Annotated in this window: 19 protein-coding genes and 1 riboswitch; of the genes, 6 read left to right on the top strand and 13 right to left on the bottom strand. The window is 59.7% G+C overall.

Annotated elements, in window-relative coordinates:
• From DOU50_RS10380 to plsY, 10 genes are all read right to left on the bottom strand, one after another.
• Positions 1-328, bottom strand: a 328-nt coding sequence (locus DOU50_RS10380) for a GTP-binding protein (protein ID WP_148769326.1), incomplete at its 3' end; no start/stop codon positions are given.
• A 9-nt stretch (positions 329-337) separates the two neighbouring features.
• Positions 338-1,012 (bottom strand): urease accessory protein UreF, encoded by a 675-nt coding sequence (locus DOU50_RS10375; RefSeq protein ID WP_148769325.1) that lies wholly within the window; start codon positions 1,010-1,012, stop codon positions 338-340.
• The gene (locus tag DOU50_RS10370) at positions 1,012-1,551 is read right to left on the bottom strand and encodes a HupE/UreJ family protein (RefSeq protein ID WP_148769324.1); all 540 of its coding nucleotides are present in this window, start codon (positions 1,549-1,551) and stop codon (positions 1,012-1,014) included. Before DOU50_RS10370 ends, DOU50_RS10375 begins: the two co-directional genes overlap by 1 nt.
• Positions 1,552-1,560: 9 nt before the next feature.
• The gene (ureE, locus tag DOU50_RS10365) at positions 1,561-2,025 is read right to left on the bottom strand and encodes an urease accessory protein UreE (RefSeq protein WP_148769328.1); all 465 of its coding nucleotides are present in this window, start codon (positions 2,023-2,025) and stop codon (positions 1,561-1,563) included.
• A gap of 9 nt (positions 2,026-2,034) precedes the next feature.
• On the bottom strand, positions 2,035-3,738 hold the full coding sequence (gene ureC / locus DOU50_RS10360; RefSeq protein ID WP_148769323.1) for an urease subunit alpha: 1,704 nt from the start codon (positions 3,736-3,738) through the stop codon (positions 2,035-2,037).
• The gene (locus DOU50_RS10355) at positions 3,731-4,045 is read right to left on the bottom strand and encodes an urease subunit beta (protein WP_148769327.1); all 315 of its coding nucleotides are present in this window, start codon (positions 4,043-4,045) and stop codon (positions 3,731-3,733) included. The genes ureC and DOU50_RS10355 overlap by 8 nt, the downstream gene beginning before the upstream one ends.
• Before the next feature lie 10 nt (positions 4,046-4,055).
• Positions 4,056-4,358, bottom strand: coding sequence for an urease subunit gamma (locus tag DOU50_RS10350; RefSeq protein ID WP_025758533.1), 303 nt, complete (start codon positions 4,356-4,358; stop codon positions 4,056-4,058).
• A gap of 10 nt (positions 4,359-4,368) precedes the next feature.
• The gene (locus DOU50_RS10345) at positions 4,369-5,196 is read right to left on the bottom strand and encodes an urease accessory protein UreD (RefSeq protein WP_148769322.1); all 828 of its coding nucleotides are present in this window, start codon (positions 5,194-5,196) and stop codon (positions 4,369-4,371) included.
• Between the two features lie 116 nt (positions 5,197-5,312).
• Positions 5,313-6,779 (bottom strand): MFS transporter, encoded by a 1,467-nt coding sequence (locus DOU50_RS10340; RefSeq protein ID WP_148769321.1) that lies wholly within the window; start codon positions 6,777-6,779, stop codon positions 5,313-5,315.
• Between the two features lie 83 nt (positions 6,780-6,862).
• Positions 6,863-7,483, bottom strand: a complete 621-nt coding sequence (gene plsY, locus DOU50_RS10335) for a glycerol-3-phosphate 1-O-acyltransferase PlsY (RefSeq protein ID WP_023309216.1) — start codon at positions 7,481-7,483, stop codon at positions 6,863-6,865.
• Between the two features lie 107 nt (positions 7,484-7,590).
• On the opposite strand from plsY, the gene folB reads away from it, so the two are divergent.
• Together folB and bacA are read left to right on the top strand one after the other, a co-directional pair.
• On the top strand, positions 7,591-7,959 hold the full coding sequence (gene folB, locus DOU50_RS10330) for a bifunctional dihydroneopterin aldolase/7,8-dihydroneopterin epimerase (RefSeq protein WP_032645073.1): 369 nt from the start codon (positions 7,591-7,593) through the stop codon (positions 7,957-7,959).
• Positions 7,960-8,064: 105 nt separating this feature from the next.
• The gene (gene bacA, locus DOU50_RS10325; RefSeq protein WP_061714457.1) at positions 8,065-8,886 is read left to right on the top strand and encodes an undecaprenyl-diphosphate phosphatase; all 822 of its coding nucleotides are present in this window, start codon (positions 8,065-8,067) and stop codon (positions 8,884-8,886) included.
• 10 nt (positions 8,887-8,896) lie between these two features.
• Here the strand turns inward: bacA and DOU50_RS10320 are convergent, their stop codons facing one another.
• Both DOU50_RS10320 and DOU50_RS10315 read right to left on the bottom strand, forming a co-directional pair.
• Complete coding sequence (locus DOU50_RS10320; RefSeq protein WP_024906483.1) at positions 8,897-10,138, bottom strand: multifunctional CCA addition/repair protein; 1,242 nt, start codon at positions 10,136-10,138, stop codon at positions 8,897-8,899.
• Between the two features lie 60 nt (positions 10,139-10,198).
• Entirely contained in the window at positions 10,199-10,819 is a 621-nt protein-coding gene (locus DOU50_RS10315) for a TIGR04211 family SH3 domain-containing protein (RefSeq protein ID WP_024906484.1), read from the bottom strand.
• A 229-nt stretch (positions 10,820-11,048) separates the two neighbouring features.
• Here DOU50_RS10315 and DOU50_RS10310 point away from each other — a divergent pair, with 229 nt between their 5' ends.
• From DOU50_RS10310 to hldE, 3 genes are read left to right on the top strand one after another with little or no spacing between them, the layout of a single operon-like run.
• On the top strand, positions 11,049-12,350 hold the full coding sequence (locus DOU50_RS10310; protein WP_148769320.1) for an inorganic triphosphatase: 1,302 nt from the start codon (positions 11,049-11,051) through the stop codon (positions 12,348-12,350).
• Between the two features lie 21 nt (positions 12,351-12,371).
• Entirely contained in the window at positions 12,372-15,227 is a 2,856-nt protein-coding gene (gene glnE, locus DOU50_RS10305; RefSeq protein WP_148769319.1) for a bifunctional [glutamate--ammonia ligase]-adenylyl-L-tyrosine phosphorylase/[glutamate--ammonia-ligase] adenylyltransferase, read from the top strand.
• 40 nt (positions 15,228-15,267) lie between these two features.
• On the top strand, positions 15,268-16,698 hold the full coding sequence (gene hldE, locus DOU50_RS10300) for a bifunctional D-glycero-beta-D-manno-heptose-7-phosphate kinase/D-glycero-beta-D-manno-heptose 1-phosphate adenylyltransferase HldE (protein WP_061714460.1): 1,431 nt from the start codon (positions 15,268-15,270) through the stop codon (positions 16,696-16,698).
• 79 nt (positions 16,699-16,777) lie between these two features.
• Here hldE and ubiK read toward each other — a convergent pair whose 3' ends face one another.
• Complete coding sequence (ubiK, locus tag DOU50_RS10295) at positions 16,778-17,074, bottom strand: ubiquinone biosynthesis accessory factor UbiK (RefSeq protein ID WP_008502963.1); 297 nt, start codon at positions 17,072-17,074, stop codon at positions 16,778-16,780.
• Positions 17,075-17,193: 119 nt separating this feature from the next.
• A riboswitch (FMN riboswitch) is annotated at positions 17,194-17,344 on the top strand.
• Between the two features lie 106 nt (positions 17,345-17,450).
• Here ubiK and ribB point away from each other — a divergent pair.
• Positions 17,451-18,104: a 3,4-dihydroxy-2-butanone-4-phosphate synthase gene (ribB, locus tag DOU50_RS10290; protein WP_010435670.1), complete on the top strand. Its 654-nt coding sequence runs from the start codon at positions 17,451-17,453 to the stop codon at positions 18,102-18,104.
• The last annotated feature ends 3 nt before the right edge of the window (positions 18,105-18,107 follow it).

Below are 18,107 nucleotides of genomic sequence, written 5' to 3'. Positions count from 1 at the left end.
GGTTATCCCCGCCGCTTTCAACGAAGATCAGATCCAGGTTGCCGAACTTCTCGCTGAGCGCTTCCACCGCCGCCAGGTTCATTGAGGCGTCTTCGCGGATGGCGGTATGCGGACAGCCGCCCGTCTCCACGCCCACGATGCGCTCCGGCGCCAGCGCGCCCGCCTCGGTCAGGATGCGTTGATCCTCTTTGGTGTAGATATCGTTGGTTACCACCGCAAGATGATAGGTATCGCGCATCGCCTTGCAGAGCGCTTCCAGCAGCGCGGTTTTGCCCGACCCTACCGGGCCACCCACGCCCACGCGCAGGGGATGTTTGTAATCAGCCATATTGACTCCTCAGGAACGGAATAGTCGTGAATATTGGGTTTCGTGGCGTGCGGAGGCGATGGCGGACAGCGGCGTTGCTGCTCCCAGCGCGTCGTCGCGACGTAAAAATGCCTGTTCAAAACCAGCGGCGTAGTGGTCGCTCAGTTCGATAATCAGCTGCTGTGCGGCCTGCTGCCCAAACGGCACCAGCTTGACGCCTGCCATCACCGCGCTCTCAATCCAGCTGTATCCCAGGCTCAGCGCCAGCTCGCGCACGTTAATGCCCCAGCGTACGCCGAGCCAGGCCATGCCGCAGAGCTGGCTTTGCATAAACAGCGGCAGCCATTCGGGCGGACAGTCAGGTTCCCAGCTCTTAATCAGTCGCGTAAAGGCCGCCCCACGGTTGCGCTCCTCTTCGCGCAGCTCGCGCGTTTCACGGCAGGCGAGAAGGTATGCCGTCCAACGTTTTGCATTTGTAAGAGAGGATTGCTCACAGGCCTGATAAAGACGGATAAACAGCGGCAGATCGACGCAGAAAAAGCTCTGCTCCATCTGCTGTATTTGCCAGTGTTTAAAGGCCCCGTCGTCCGTGACCCAGCCCGCCTCAACGGCCCACTCCAGCCCCTGCGACCAGGTAAACGACCCGACCGGCAGGCTGCTGCTGGAGAGCTGCATCAGGCGCAGCCTCTGGCGGGCGTGCTCCATCAGCTCATCAGCGCCAGCAGGGCGGAGACAATCAGTCCGCCGCCGAAGGTTTTACGCAGGCCGTCGTGACGGCGCAGCAGCAGCCCTGCGGCAAAGCTGGCGCACAGCACCGCGGCGCTGGCCAGCATAAACCCGCAGGTGAAGAGCCAGAAGCTGTGGCCGGACATCTCCACGCCGTGCGCCCAGCCGTGGAACATCGCCAGGGCAGGCACCGCCAGCAGCAGACGGTTTTCCGTTTTAAACATCATCACGCCGCTGACCGCCAGCGAGGCGATAATCAGCATCTCCATGCCGCTGAAGCCGCCGAGCAGGCTGCCCGCAATGGCGCCGACAAGCATCATCCCGAGGGTCGCAAACGGCAGCAGGAGCTTGCGGCCGCTCAGCGCCGAGAGCACGCCTGTACCGGTCAGCATCAGGAGATGATCGAGCCCGGTCAGCGGATGGAGAAAACCGGCCTGAAAGCTGTCGGCGCCGTGGCCGGGATGCGCGAGCGCGGGAACGGAAAAAGCCAGCAGTAACAGCGGTAAATACTTGCGCATGATGGATCCTTAATGTGAATGAGCGTGAGAATGGCCGTGGCTGTGGGCATCGCTGGCGTACGCGCCCGCTTCCGGTTCAAACGGCAGGCTGGCGTAGGCCACCTCCAGCCCGAACTGGCGCAGCATGTCGTCGAGAACGTGGTCGTGGTGATAGCGCAGCTCGCCGGGCATGATCTGCAGCGGCACGTGGCGGTTGCCCAGGTGGTAGCAGGCGCGGGCGAGCAGGAACGGATCGGCACAGCGCACCACGGAGACCGACTCCGGGGCGGCGATCACTTCGATCACCTCGCTGCCGTCGTCGGTAGTCAGCAGGTCGCCCCCGCGCAGCAGCAGGCCGCGCGGCAGCATCAGCCCGGCTTCGCGGCCGTCGTTCAGCGCCACGCGGGCGCGGCTTTTCACCCGCACGTCAATCGGCAGCGTGACGCTGGCGGTAGTCTGATGCGCATGGTCCAGGCGTTGGGTTAAATAGATCATCATCACTCCTCAAAACAGGAAATAGCGTTGCGCCATCGGCAGAACGTCAGCCGGTTCGCTGGTAATCAGTTCGCCGTCGACGCGCACCTCGTAGGTTTGCGAGTCGACGGTGATGTTCGGCTGCAGCCCGTTGTGGATCATGTCCGCCTTTTTCACCGTCCGGCAGCCTTTCACCACCGCGGTGGCGCTCTGCAGGTTGAGCTGCTGCGGGATGCCGTTCGCACTGGCCGCCTGCGAGACAAACGTCAGTCGCGTGGCGTGGCGCGCGGCACCCAGCGATCCAAACATCGGGCGGTAATGCACCGGCTGCGGCGTGGGGATTGAGGCGTTGATATCCCCCATCGGCGCACAGGCGATCATCCCGCCCTTGACGATGGTGGCGGGTTTGACGCCGAAGAACGCCGGGGACCAGACCACCAGATCCGCCAGCTTGCCCGCCTCAATCGAACCCACTTCATGGGCGATACCGTGGGTCAACGCCGGGTTAATGGTGTACTTGGCGACATAGCGCTTCACGCGGAAGTTATCGTTCTCGCCTGTCTCTTCCGGCAGCGCGCCGCGCTGGACCTTCATGCGGTGCGCGACCTGCCAGGTGCGGATAATCACTTCCCCGACGCGGCCCATGGCCTGAGAGTCTGACGAGGTGAGCGAGAACGCGCCGATATCGTGCAGCACGTCTTCAGCGGCGATGGTCTCCCGGCGAATGCGGGATTCTGCAAACGCCACGTCCTCGGCGATATCCGGGTCGAGGTGATGGCAAACCATCAGCATGTCGAGATGCTCGTCGATGGTATTGACCGTGTAGGGCAGCGTCGGGTTGGTGGAAGAGGGCAGAATATTCGGGTGCGCGCAGGCGGTGATGATGTCCGGCGCATGGCCACCGCCCGCCCCTTCGGTGTGGAAGGTGTGGATGGTGCGCCCGGCGATGGCGGCCAGCGTGTCTTCGACAAACCCGGACTCGTTCAGCGTGTCGCTGTGCAGCGCCACCTGAATGTCCATCTCTTCGGCCACCTCCAGCGAGCAGTTGATCGCCGCAGGCGTCGCGCCCCAGTCTTCGTGGATTTTAAGCCCGATGGCGCCGGCGGCAATCTGCTCGCGCAGGGCGTCCGGACTGGAGCCGTTACCTTTGCCGAGCAGGCCGATATTCACCGGCAGCGTATCGGCAGCCTGCAGCATGCGGGCGATATACCACGGCCCCGGCGTGCAGGTGGTGGCGTTGGTGCCCGCCGCCGGTCCGGTGCCGCCGCCGATCATGGTGGTGACGCCGGAGATCAGCGCCTCTTCCGCCTGCTGCGGGCAGATCCAGTGGATGTGGGTGTCGATCCCGCCTGCGGTGACGATCTTTCCTTCGGCGGCAATCACTTCGGTTGCGGCACCAATCGGGATCGTCACGCCTGGCTGAATGTCCGGGTTTCCGGCTTTACCGACGGCAAAGATCCGCCCGTTCTTCACGCCGATATCGGCTTTCACGATCCCCCAGTGATCGACGATCAGTGCATTGGTGAGAACCAGATCCACGCAGCCGTCTGCGGTCATCTGCCCCTGACCCATGCCGTCGCGGATCACCTTCCCGCCGCCGAATTTAACCTCTTCGCCGTAGACCGTGAGATCGTCTTCCACTTCGATCCACAGCTCGCTGTCGGCCAGCCGCACTTTATCCCCGGTGGTGGGGCCAAACATATCGGCATAGGCCCGGCGTGAAATCTCAGCCATGTTTCACCTCGCCCATCACCTCGCCGCGAAAGCCGACAATGCGCTGCGCCCCCGCGACCTGAACCAGCGTGACTTCCCGCTTCTGGCCGGGCTCGAAGCGCACGGCGGTACCCGCCGGGATGTTCAGCCGGTAGCCTTTGGTGGCTTCCCGATCGAACTTCAGCGCCGAGTTGACCTCGTAAAAGTGGTAGTGCGATCCGACCTGGATCGGCCTGTCGCCGTGGTTTTCGACAATCACGGCTTGGGTTTCGCGCCCGACGTTGATCGCAATCGCGCCGGGCTGGATCTGATATTCGCCAGGGATCATCATGTGCTCCTTAGACGATCGGGTTGTGGACGGTGACAAGCTTCGATCCGTCCGGGAAGGTGGCTTCGACCTGAATATCCGGGATCATCTCCGGCACGCCCTCCATCACCTGGTCGCGCCTCAGGACGTGGCGGCCTGCCTCCATTAGCGCGGCGACGGTTTCACCATCGCGCGCGCCTTCCATAATGAAGGCGCTGATCAGCGCGACCGATTCCGGGTAGTTGAGCTTTACCCCGCGCGCAAGGCGGCGTTCGGCAACCAGCGCGGCGGTGAACAGCAACAGCTTGTCTTTTTCTCTGGGGGTCAGTTCCATAACGTTTCTCTTATGTCTGCCAGATACGCGGCGAACAGGCGGTTTTGGTGGTGAGAAGCGGGCGAAGCGACTGCCAGACGTCGCGCATCACCCGCTGACAAATCAGGTTATCGTGGGAGAGAAAACGCACCGACAGCAGGTCATCGGTGAGCGTTGCACCTGCATAATTTTCCAGCGGTGCGAGGCGTTCACGCACCGCCTCGAGATGTTCTTCCTGGGCAGGGTAGAACAGCAGCGTGCCGAGCCACGGATGCCCGGCGACGGGCGTGAGATCGCCGTCGCCAAGGTGCTGACGCTCAATCAGGCGCGGCTCGTCATCTACCCACACCTCAAGACGGCTCTCCAGCGTGCCGTGGCTGAAGGTTTCGTTTATCACCGGGCGGCCCAGGCAGTACAGCTCCCATGCCAGCAGCGTGCTGGAGGCCTTCAGGTGGAAGACGGAGCGCAGCGCGGCATTCGCGCCGGGAAAAATAATCGTGTCCTGCGGCAGCCACTCCAGGGTGGAATCTTCCTCGAGATAAAAATGCTGGCTCAGACGAGCCTGCGGGCCGCTGCTGCGATAGAATTTGCTGGCGCCGGGCATGGTGATAAGCGCATGGCTTTTGGCGTCCAGCCGAACGGAAATGTCCAGCGTGTCACCGCCCACAATCCCGCCCGGCGGGTGCAGCAGGTAAAGGTGGCAGGTTTCCCCTTCGGGGTAAAACGGACGTTGAACGGTGAGCGGCCCGACGTGGTGGGCGGAGTGCAGGAGGGTTTTCTCAGAAGTGTGACAAAACTGCAGGGCAAGCGATGCCTGCCAGCCTTTGTACGAATTATCAGTGACCTGAGCTGCTAACATGCTGCATCCATTTCCACACCATCGGGATACGTTTCAGTATGCCCTGGCGGAAATGAAGGCTGTCATATGAGTCGCTTATGGATAAAAAACCGGCTCTTGTGAGCCGGTTTGCGGGACTAGCGGTAATCCTCCGCATCCACATCATACCCGGACGGCTCCCAGCGGATTGCCAGCAGCGAGGCCAGGCCGATAAACGGCGCCAGCGCAATCACCCAGAACACGGCGGTATCCAGCGAGGCGACCAGCAGCGGGAACAGGAACAGCGACAGCGTCGAGCTGCTGCGCATCAGCGTCTGGTTGAGACCCACACCCACGCCGCGCAGCGAGGTCGGGTAGCTCAGCGAGGCGAACGTCATGGTATGTGCGCCCGGGCCGAAGCCCTGGCCGAACAGGAATAGCGCCAGCATCGCCACGGCGAGCACCCCTTCAGAGGCGCCTTCAGGGCGGCCAATCAGCGCCAGTCCCAGCAGCGCGACCAGCTGGCAGGCGTAACCCGCAAGCGACATCCGCCAGGCACCGAAACGCGGTACGTAGCGTACCGCCAGCAGTCCGCCAACGAAGGCAAACAGCAGGTTAAGCGCCAGAGATATCAGGATGGTGGTTAGTATCGACTGGACAAAGAAGCTGGATATGATCACCGGCAGACCAAACGCCACCGCGTTATAGGCGAACGAGGAGACGACGGACAGCAGCGTGGCGAGCGTCGTGCGCCGCAGATAGATCCCGCGGAACAGGTTCAGATAGTTTGACCATTTCGCTTTATTCACGACAGGTGCGGGCTGGCTGAGCGCATCCTGCGGCACGTGGGCATTGATGTTATACGACTGGCGTAAAATCGACGCCGCCTCTTTCAGGTTGCCCTGATTCGCCGCCCAGACCGGAGATTCGCTCATGTAGCGGCTGCGTATGGCGATAATCACCAGCGCGGGCACCGCGCCAAAGCCGAGAATCAAACGCCACAGCCAGTCGCTGTGGCTTTCCGGCAGCACGGCGTAGAAGAAAAGCACCAGCAGGTAGGAGATGCTGATGGCGGCATACCAGGTGGGGCACCACATCGCGACGCTGGAGGCCTTATTGCCGGGCCCTTTCAGCCTGGCGAACTCGCTTAAAAACGCCATCGCTACGGGAAGGTCGATCCCGACCCCGAGCCCCATCACAAAGCGGGCGCCCGCGAGCACATATTCGTTCGGGGCCAGTGCACAGGCGATGGCGGCGACGACAAAGAAGATCATATCAGCCATAAACACGCGGTAGCGCCCGATTTTGTCCGTGAGGTAACCGCCAAGCAGCGCCCCGACAATGGCGCCAAAGGTAATCGCCGAGGCCACCATACCGGTACCGGCGGGCGTCAGGTTAAATTCGCGGGTGATGTCTTTAATGCCGAATGCCAGCGCGCCCAGATCGTAAGCATCGAGGAAAATGCCGCCCAGCGCGATACCGACTACGATACGGGCGTTTGCCCGGCCCTGAGAACCGTCATTAACGAGGCGTGATACATCCGATGCACTGCGCACCCACTGGATGTCGCCATCAGGGGGAATACCTGCCGTTGAAAGGGGAGTAGATTCTGTGATTTCAGCCATTTTCTTCTTATGCGTTGTGTTGTGTCCCTAACAGTTACCACAGGCAGAAGGTGACCAAAATCACATTTGGCTATAAGGCATAACTAACCCTTCGGAGCGTCTTTTTTCTTTCTCTTGAGCTTCGTCCAGATTTTGGTCTCCTGACGACGCCACAGGCGCTGGATATTGTCGTGATGACGCAGCAGGATAAGACAGGAGAGCATCGACACCGGGAAGGTGAACTGGGGTTTGAACCACCAGACGTAGAATGGGGCGATCAGCGCGCTGACGATGGCGCCCAGCGACGAATAGCCGCTCAGAAGAATGGTCAGAAGCCAGGTCCCGGCCATGACGCCGGTTAAGTCCCAGCCAATGGGGGCAATGGCACCAAAGGCGGTCGCCACACCTTTGCCGCCTTTAAAGCCGAAGAATACGGGCCAGATGTGGCCGACGCAGGCAGCAATAGCAATGAGCCCCAGCCAGAACGGCGTGACGCCCAGCGCATACGCGCCCCAGACGGGTAGCATCCCTTTCAGAACATCAAAAATCAAAACCGCTACGGCTGCTCCCTTGCCGCCAATTCGTAGTACGTTGGTCGCCCCCGGATTCCCGGAACCATTTTCACGCGGGTCAGGTAACCCGGCAATGCGGCAGACCAGAATGGCGCTGGAGATTGAGCCGCAAAGATAGGCGAGGAGGATCATTCCAGGCGCGATTGCACTCATAACGCTGTTCCGTTTTGAAAAGGTATCTGTATTCTCAGCATCTGTGGATAATACGCATAATTCGCCGGAAGTGGTATCCGGTTTAGCCAAAAAGCAGGCAGGTCGTGATGGATATTGTATTTATAGAGCAACTTTCGGTAATCACCACTATTGGTGTTTACGACTGGGAACAGACCATCGAGCAGAAGCTGGTGTTCGATATCGAAATGGGCTGGGATAACCGCAAATCGGCAAAAAGCGATGACGTGAACGACTGTCTGAGCTATGCCGACATCAGTGAAACGGTCATCAACCATGTGGAAGGGCAACGTTTTGCGCTGGTCGAACGGGTGGCTGAAGAAGTCGCAGAATTGCTGCTGAAAAAATTTAACTCACCGTGGGTGCGCATCAAGCTGAGCAAGCCGGGCGCGGTGGCGCGCGCCGCCAACGTTGGCGTCATCATTGAGCGTGGCACAAATCTGAAAGGCAAGAATTAACGTCATAATTGCTAAACCAATTTAGGTTATACCGGTCTCAGGACTGTATCTTATCGGTTGTCCGTATGGGACACCGTTTTTTTATATCTTTTTAGGGGTTTATAGATGAGCGATATGCACTCGCTGCTGGTGGCGGCAATACTGGGTGTGGTCGAAGGATTGACGGAGTTTTTGCCGGTGTCCAGTACGGGCCATATGATTATCGTTGGCCATCTGCTGGGCTTTGAAGGGGATACCGCAAAAACGTTTGAAGTGGTGATCCAGCTGGGTTCGATTCTGGCGGTGGTCGTGATGTTCTGGCGCCGTCTGTTTGGTCTGATTGGTATCCATTTTGGCCGTCCGCCGCAGCACGAAGGGATGAGTAAAGGTCGCCTGTCGCTGATCCATATTCTGCTCGGGATGGTCCCGGCGGTGGTGCTGGGCCTGGTTTTCCACGACGCCATCAAATCGCTGTTTAACCCGATTAACGTGATGTACGCGCTGGTGGTGGGAGGCTTCCTGCTGATCGCCGCGGAAGTGCTGAAGCCAAAAACGCCGCGCGCGGAAGGGCTGGACGATATGACGTATCGTCAGGCGTTTATCATTGGCTGCTTCCAGTGTCTGGCGCTGTGGCCGGGCTTCTCACGTTCAGGCGCTACCATCTCCGGCGGGATGCTGATGGGCGTAAGCCGTTACGCCGCGTCAGAGTTCTCGTTCCTGCTGGCGGTGCCGATGATGATGGGCGCTACTGTACTCGACGTCTATAAGAGCTATCACTTCCTGACGGCTGGCGACATTCCGATGTTCGCCGTTGGCTTCATCACCGCGTTTATCGTGGCGCTGATTGCCATCAAAACCTTCCTGCAGTTGATTAAGCGTATCTCGTTTATTCCGTTCGCGATCTATCGCTTTATCGTCGCGGCTGCGGTGTACGTGGTCTTCTTCTGACCGATGGCCCTCAGTCTTTTGGCTGAGGGCAATGCTTTTCTTTCCAGTCAGACACCGCCTGAATTCGCCGTTTCGTGAGTTCTTCACGAATTTCCGGTCCTTTGAATCCCGCCTCGACAACGTCCTTCGTGGGCACCGCTTTCGCGACGTCCCAGGCTTTACGCAGTAAACGTCCCTGCGGGTAGTCGCACGCTTCAAACCCGGTACGCCCGCGCACGTCAGCTTCGCTGGTCAGCGCGATTTGCTCTACGCGCTGGGGTTTACGCCAGGCGTCGATGTTATCGAAAAGCTTAACGATGGTGGCCGGTTTCAGGATCGGGAAGGTGTGGATCAGATCGTGGAATTCGGCCACCAGTTTCGCCAGATCGCGGATCTCGTTCGGCACGCGCAGACGCTGGCACAGCCCCTCGACCAGCTTCACCCCTGCCGGACCGTGCCCGTGGTGGCGAGGCCAGAATTCTTTTGGCGTTAAGCCTTTGCCGAGATCGTGGCACAGGGTGGAAAAGCGCACGTCCACGTCAGGGCTGAGCATGGCCGCCATGCTCAGGGTCATCAGCGTATGTACGCCGGTATCAATTTCCGGGTGCCATTTTGCCGGGGCAGGTACGCCAAACAGCGCGTCTATTTCCGGGAACAGCACCTTCAGCGCGCCGCAGTCGCGCAGGACCTGGAAAAAGACCTGCGGGTTACGCGTGGTGAGGGCATTTTCCGTCTCTTTCCAGACGCGCTCTGGCGTCAGGTGTTCCAGCTCGCCCGCCTCGGTCATGGCGGTCATCAGCGCCATTGTCTCATCGGCAATACGGAAACTGAGATGGGCGTAACGCGCGGCAAAGCGCGCCACGCGCAGCACGCGGAGCGGATCTTCAGAAAACGCCGGGGAGACGTGACGTAAAAGACGGTTGCGCAGATCGTCCTGACCGCCATAGGCGTCAACGATCTGCCCGTGCTCGTCCTGCGCCAGCGCGTTGATGGTGAGATCGCGGCGCAGGAGATCTTGCTCCAGCGTCACGTCCGGCGCGGCATAGCAGGTGAAGCCCGTATAGCCCGAGCCCGATTTCCGCTCGGTACGCGCCAGGGCATACTCTTCACGGCTTTTCGGGTGCAGGAAAACGGGAAAATCGCGGCCTACCTGCTGGTAGCCCGCGTCGAGCATCTCTTCAGGGGTGGCGCCAACCACCACCCAGTCTTTATCTTTGACCGGCAGACCTAACAACGCATCACGTACCGCACCACCGACCAGATAACTCTTCACGCCCCACTCTCCCGTTTTCTCTTTTCCAGAATGATACGTAAGTCTGGCAGAGAAGACGAATTAGTTCATCCAGCGGTCTTTACGCTTACGGCTTGGGATCAGATGCGGCAGGACCAGACCCAGTACCAGACCCACGCCCAGCACGCCACCGCCATACATAAACCACTGCATGATAATGGTGCGCTGTTTGTCGTCGAGCTGCAGGTTGGCGGCATTCACTTTCTTCTGCGCGACAATCAGCTCGTTTTTCAGTTTCTGGTTCTCTTCTTTCAGGCCGTTAATCACACCGTCGCTTTGCGCCACTTTCTGCTGCATTTCAGCGGTGCGCTGGTTCCAGGTGCCGTCGATGTTGTTCAGCTTGTCGGTCAGGGTCTTCACCTGGTTTTCCAGATCCGGCACGCGCGTGCGCAGGCTTGGCACGGTGCTCAGCTCTTTCAGCGGGATCCAGGAAGTACGACCGGTACTGTCGCGAACCTGACCGTAGTTGGTGTCCGCATTGGTTTGTAACAGGGTGACTTCCTCGCCGGCATTTACCGTGCCCACGAGGCGATAATTATCTCCGGGGCCACTGCGTACCCAGGTGTTCAGTTCGTCAGAAACGTAACGCTTTTCTTCAGCGTGCACGGCGGTTGCGGCGCTAAAAGCGAGTAAAGTAAGTCCAATCAGGCGTAATTTAAGCATCATTAGTCGTTATTTTCATAAATAGTGGAACGATAGTAGTGGCAACAGTGTCTCTACGCAAAGCATTCGTCAGCAATCAGAATCATCTGTGTCACGACTCTACACATTTACGCCCGACAAATTGCTCATTGCATGGCAATTTCGCGCAAAATACTATGTACTGACAAACAAATGGCGAGGAAGTTCGCCCTCATTGACGCGTCTGTGACGCACGCAAAAGTACAAGGCTATGGCACAAGAAATCGAATTAAAGTTTATCGTCGAAAAAGACAGCGTTGACGCACTCCGCCAGCATCTGCATACGCTTTCCGGCGAACACCATGCACCGGTACAGCTGCTTAATATCTATTACGAAACGCCAGACAACTGGCTGCGCCGCCACGATATGGGGCTGCGTATCCGCGGCGCGGGCGGGCGCTACGAGATGACGATGAAAATTGCCGGCCGCGTGGTCGGCGGCTTACATCAGCGCCCGGAATACAATATCGACATCAGCAAGCCAGAACTTGAGCTGGAACGTTTCCCGGCGGAGGTCTGGCCGGAAGGCGAGCGGCCTTCCACGCTGGCGGAACAGGTACAGCCGCTGTTCAGCACCGATTTCTGGCGCGAAAAATGGCTGGTGACGGAAGGCAAAAGCCGCATCGAAATCGCCCTCGATCTGGGGGACGTGAAGGCGGGTGAGTTCCAGGAACCGATTTGCGAACTGGAGCTTGAGCTGCTGGAAGGTGACGCAAATGACGTGCTGAAGCTGGCGCGCAGGCTGGTAAACCAGTCCGGATTACGTCAGGGAAGCCTGAGTAAAGCCGCGCGAGGTTACCATCTGGCCGCCGGAAATGCGCCGCGCGTGCTGAAAGAGACGACCATTTTGCACGTTGCGCCGAAAGCCAGCGTTGAACAGGGTCTGGAAGCCGCGCTGGAGCTGGCGCTTTCTCAGTGGCAATATCATGAAGAGCTGTGGGTGCGGAATGTGAAAAACGCCAAATCCCACGTGCTGGCGGCGATTGCTCTGGTGCGCCATACCCTTGCGCTGTTCGGCGGTATTGTTCCTCGCAAAGCGAGCGCTCACTTACGTGACCTGCTGACGCAGACCGAAACGCTGATGCTCTCCGATGTCTCGGCGCAAACGGCGATCTACAGCCCGCAAACCGCCACGGCAAAACTGGCGCTGACCGAGTTTCTGGTGACGCGCGGCTGGCGCGCCTTCCTGGATGCGAAAGCAGAGGCCAAAATCGCGGAAAACTTTAAGCGTTTCGCGGATATTCATCTTTCCCGTCATGCCGCTGAACTGAAGAGCACCTTTGCCTATCCGCTCGGCGATAAGTATGGCGATCAGCTTCCCCGTCTGTCGCGCAACATCGACAGCATGCTGCTCCTTTCCGGTGCCTACGACGGGCCACAGGCGCAGGCGTGGCTGGAAAACTGGCAGGGGCTGAAGCATGCCATCGAAACCCGCCAGCATATTGAGATTGAGCATTTCCGTAACGAGGCCATTTCGCAGGAGCCGTTCTGGCTGCACAGCGGAAAACGTTAACTCTGGCAAGGAACCCCTAAAATGCCGCTTTCTTCACCGTTACAGCAGCAGTGGCAGACCGTGTGCGAACGTCTGCCTGAGTCATTACCGGCGTCATCGTTAAGCGAGCAGGCGAAAAGCGTGCTCGCCTTCAGTGATTTTGTGCAGGAAAGCATCACCGCCTACCCGGACTGGCTGATGGAGCTTGAGAACGCACCGCCGCAGGCGGACGAGTGGCGGTACTATGCCGGCTGGCTGCAGGCCGCACTCGAAGACGTAGCGGATGAGACGACGCTGATGCGCGTCCTGCGTCAGTTCCGCCGTCGGGTGATGGTGCGCATTGCCTGGGCTCAGGCGCTGGAGCTGGTGAGCGAAGAGAGTACGCTGCAGCAGCTAAGCGAGCTGGCGCAAACGCTGATTGTCGCCGCGCGCGACTGGCTCTACGCCGCCTGCTGTAAAGAGTGGGGCACGCCGTGCAGCGAGGAAGGGGTTCCTCAGCCGCTGTTGATTCTGGGGATGGGCAAGCTGGGCGGCTGCGAGCTGAACTTCTCCTCCGATATCGACCTGATTTTTGCCTGGCCTGAGAACGGCTCCACGCGCGGCGGCCGTCGCGAGCTGGACAACGCCCAGTTCTTTACCCGCCTCGGTCAGCGTCTGATTAAGGCGCTGGATCAGCCCACGCAGGACGGTTTTGTTTACCGCGTGGACATGCGCCTGCGGCCGTTCGGTGACAGTGGCCCGCTGGTGCTGAGCTTTGCCGCGCTGGAAGATTATTACCAGGAGCAGGGGCGCGACTGGGAGCGTTATGCGATGGTTAAAGCGCGGATCATGGGCGACAGCGACGACGCCTACGCCAACGAGCTGCACGCCATGCTGCGCCCGTTCGTGTTCCGTCGCTATATCGACTTCAGCGTCATCCAGTCCCTGCGCAATATGAAAGGGATGATCGCCCGTGAGGTTCGCCGTCGTGGGCTGAAGGACAACATCAAGCTTGGCGCGGGCGGCATTCGCGAAATCGAATTTATCGTCCAGGTCTTCCAGCTGATTCGCGGCGGGCGTGAGCCGTCGTTACAGTCCCGTTCACTGCTGCCGACGCTGAGCGCCATCGAGCAGCTGCACCTGCTGCCGGACGGCGACGCGCAAACCCTGCGCGAGGCCTATCTGTTCCTGCGTCGTCTGGAAAACCTGCTGCAAAGTATCAACGACGAACAGACTCAGACCCTGCCGGGGGATGACCTTAACCGGGCGCGTCTGGCCTGGGGGATGCGCGTGGACGACTGGTCAACGCTGACCGAACGGCTCGATGCCCATATGGCAGGCGTGCGCCGCATCTTTAACGAACTGATCGGTGATGACGAAAGCGAATCGCAGGACGATGCGCTTTCCGAGCACTGGCGCGAGCTGTGGCAGGATGCGCTCCAGGAAGATGACACGACCCCCGTGCTGGCGCACCTGAGTGACGATGCCCGGCATCGCGTGGTGGCGCTAATCGCGGATTTCCGTCTCGAACTGAACAAACGCGCCATTGGCCCGCGCGGTCGACAGGTGCTGGATCACCTGATGCCGCACCTGCTGAGCGAGGTCTGCTCGCGAGCGGATGCGCCGGTGCCGCTGTCGCGCATGATGCCGCTGCTGAGCGGGATCATCACGCGCACCACGTACCTTGAACTTTTGAGCGAGTTTCCGGGGGCGCTGAAGCATCTGATTACGCTCTGCGCCGCCTCGCCGATGGTGGCCAACAAGCTGGCGCGCTATCCGCTGCTGCTGGATGAACTGCTCGACCCGAACACCCTGTATCAACCCACGGCGACGGATGCCTACCGGGACGAGCTGCGTCAGTATCTGCTGCGCGTGCCGGAAGAAGACGAAGAGCAGCAGCTGGAGGCGCTGCGGCAGTTTAAGCAGGCGCAGATGCTGCGCGTGGCGGCTGCGGATATCGCCGGAACGCTGCCGGTGATGAAAGTGAGCGATCACTTAACCTGGCTCGCGGAGGCGATCATCGACGCGGTAGTGCAGCAGGCGTGGGTGCAGATGGTGGCCCGCTACGGCCAGCCGAAGCACCTTGCTGACCGTGAGGGGCGAGGGTTTGCCGTGGTCGGTTATGGCAAGCTTGGCGGCTGGGAGCTGGGATACAGCTCCGATCTGGATTTAATCTTCCTGCACGACTGCCCGGTTGACGTGATGACCGACGGCGAGCGCGAGATTGACGGGCGTCAGTTCTACCTGCGCCTGGCGCAGCGCATCATGCACCTGTTCAGCACCCGCACCTCGTCGGGCATTTTGTATGAAGTCGATGCGCGCCTGCGTCCGTCCGGCGCGGCGGGCATGCTGGTGACCTCAACGGAATCCTTCGCCGATTACCAGAAGAATGAAGCCTGGACGTGGGAGCATCAGGCGCTGGTGCGCGCCCGCGTGGTGTATGGCGATCCGCAGCTCAAAACGCAGTTCGATGCCATCCGTAAGGACGTCATGACCACCTCACGCGAGGGCAGTACGCTGCAGACCGAAGTGCGCGAGATGCGCGAGAAAATGCGCGCGCATCTCGGCAATAAACACCGCGATCGTTTTGATATCAAAGCCGACGAGGGCGGGATCACCGATATTGAGTTCATTACCCAGTATCTGGTGCTGCTCCACGCCCACGACAAGCCGAAGCTGACCCGCTGGTCTGATAACGTGCGCATTCTGGAACTGCTGGCGCAAAACGACATCATGGACGAACAGGAGGCGCAGGCCTTAACCCGCGCCTACACGACGCTGCGCGACGAGCTTCATCACCTGGCGCTGCAGGAGGAACCGGGGCACGTGGCGCTGGACTGTTTCACTGCTGAACGCGCTCAGGTAACGGCCAGCTGGCAGAAGTGGCTGGTGGAACCGTGCGTAACAAATCAAGTGTGATATTATCGCGCGCAAATTGTGAATCTTTCTGGAGTCAGGAATGAAAGTAACACTGCCAGAGTTTGAACGTGCTGGGGTAATGGTTGTTGGGGATGTGATGCTGGATCGCTACTGGTATGGACCGACCAGCCGCATCTCTCCGGAAGCACCGGTACCGGTGGTAAAGGTCGACACCATTGAAGAGCGTCCCGGCGGCGCGGCAAACGTGGCGATGAACATTGCCTCTCTGGGCGCGCACTCGCGTCTGGTGGGCTTGACCGGCATCGACGATGCGGCGCGCGCGCTGAGTAAGTCGCTGGCGGACGTGAACGTGAAGTGCGACTTCGTTTCGGTTCCGACCCACCCGACCATCACCAAGCTGCGCGTGCTGTCTCGCAACCAGCAGCTGATCCGCCTCGACTTTGAAGAAGGGTTCGAAGGCGTTGATCCCGAGCCGCTGCACGAGCGCATTAACCAGGCGCTGGGCAATATCGGCGCGCTGGTGCTGTCCGACTACGCGAAAGGCGCGCTGGCGAGCGTGCAGACGATGATCCAACTGGCGCGTAAGGCCAGCGTACCGGTGCTGATCGACCCGAAAGGCACCGACTTTGAGCGCTATCGCGGCGCGACGCTGCTGACGCCAAACCTCTCCGAGTTTGAGGCGGTGGCGGGCAAGTGCAAAACCGAGGAAGAGCTGGTTGAGCGCGGCATGAAGATCATTGCTGACTTTGAGCTGTCCGCGCTGCTGGTGACCCGCTCCGAGCAGGGGATGACGCTGCTGCAGCCGGGCAAGGCACCGCTGCATATGCCAACCCAGGCGCAGGAAGTGTACGACGTGACCGGTGCCGGTGATACGGTGATCGGCGTGCTGGCGGCGACGCTGGCCGCAGGAAACTCCCTGGAAGAGGCGTGCTACTTCGCTAACGCCGCGGCGGGTGTGGTCGTTGGTAAGCTCGGTACCTCAACCGTTTCCCCAATCGAGCTGGAAAACGCGGTGCGCGGCCGTGCGGACACCGGTTTCGGTGTGATGACCGAAGACGAGCTGAAGGTGGCCGTCGCCGCCGCGCGCAAGCGCGGTGAGAAAGTGGTAATGACCAACGGTGTGTTCGACATTCTGCACGCGGGTCACGTCTCCTATCTGGCGAATGCGCGCAAGCTGGGCGATCGCCTGATTGTGGCGGTCAACAGCGATGCGTCGACCAAACGTCTGAAGGGTGAAACGCGTCCGGTGAACCCGCTGGAGCAGCGTATGATCGTGCTCGGCGCGCTGGAGGCCGTGGACTGGGTGGTGTCGTTTGAAGAAGATACCCCGCAGCGCCTGATTGCCGGTATTCTGCCGGACCTGCTGGTGAAAGGCGGGGATTACAAGCCGGAGCAAATCGCGGGCAGCGAAGAGGTCTGGGCCAACGGCGGCGAGGTGATGGTGCTCAACTTTGAGGACGGGTGTTCCACCACCAACATCATCAGGAAGATCCAGAAAGACAGTCAGTAAAAAAAACGGGCCAGTTGGCCCGTTTTTTTTTCACCCTCTCCCACAGGGAGAGGGCTGGGGTGAGGGCATCAGGCCGCACTTACTCCTGGTTATCCACCGGCGGAATAGCCGGCGCCGGCTTCACTTCTTCCGGCGCATTGCGGTTTTCCAGCTCGGTCAGACGCTGTTCCAGCAGCGCCAGCTTCTCGCGGGTGCGCAGCAGAACCTGGGTCTGCACGTCAAATTCTTCACGGCTGACTAAATCAAGGCGAACCAACTGCGCCTGCAGCGTCTGGCGGATTTTCTTCTCAACGTCATCACCAAATTCACGAATGCCTTTTGGCATAGATTCATGAACCTGACGCGCGATCTGCTCAATTTTTTTCGGGTCAATCATTGTCGTTTCCCTTGATGGAAAGGTGTTAGTGTCCATTGTAGCGCGTCATGCCCGGGGTAAACAAAATTGTTTGATGCTTATGCATTGCCCAGGATAATCAATAGCGTTATAGTTATCTCGCTTATTCTCAGGGCGGGGCGAAATTCCCCACCGGCGGTAAATCAGCGTGACGCTGAAAGCCCGCGAGCGCTTTGGGTGAAAACTCAAAGGTCAGCAGATCCGGTGTAATTCCGGGGCCGACGGTTAGAGTCCGGATGGGAGAGAGTAACGATCCAGTCGGGCATGGGCCCGCTCACGTTATCTTTTTGCCGCTTATACGGCGCTCCTAAGACTGCCCTGATTCTGGTAACCATAATGTTAATGAGGTTTTTTTACCATGAATCAGACGCTACTTTCCTCTTTTGGCACTTCAACTCAACGTGTTGAACATGCACTGGATGCACTGCGCGAAGGCCGCGGTGTGATGGTGCTTGACGATGAAAACCGTGAAAACGAAGGCGACATGATTTTCGCCGCCGAAAACATGACCGTTGAACAGATGGCGCTGACCATCCGTCACGGCAGCGGCATCGTATGCCTGTGTATTACCGAAGATCGTCGTAAGCAGCTCGAGCTGCCGATGATGGTCGAAAACAACACCAGCGCCTTTGGTACCGGTTTTACCGTGACTATTGAAGCGGCGCATGGCGTGACCACCGGTGTGTCTGCGGCTGACCGTCTGACCACCGTACGTGCCGCGATTGCTGACGGTGCGAAGCCATCCGATCTGCATCGTCCAGGCCACGTCTTCCCACTGCGCGCGCAGGCGGGCGGCGTCCTGACCCGCGGCGGTCACACCGAAGCGACCATCGACCTGGTGACGCTGGCGGGCTTCAAACCTGCGGGTGTGCTGTGTGAACTGACCAACGATGACGGCACTATGGCGCGCGCGCCGGAGTGCATCACCTTTGCGCGTCTGCACAACATGCCGGTGGTAACGATTGAAGATCTGGTGGAGTATCGCCAGGCGCACGAGCGCAAAGCCAGCTGATAA

Origin of the sequence: Enterobacter sp. C6 (assembly GCF_008122455.1) — a bacterium.
Classification (GTDB): Bacteria; Pseudomonadota; Gammaproteobacteria; order Enterobacterales; family Enterobacteriaceae; genus Enterobacter; species Enterobacter pseudoroggenkampii.
Note: the sequence above shows the minus strand (reverse complement) of the source record. Positions and strands in the feature narration are given on the sequence as shown.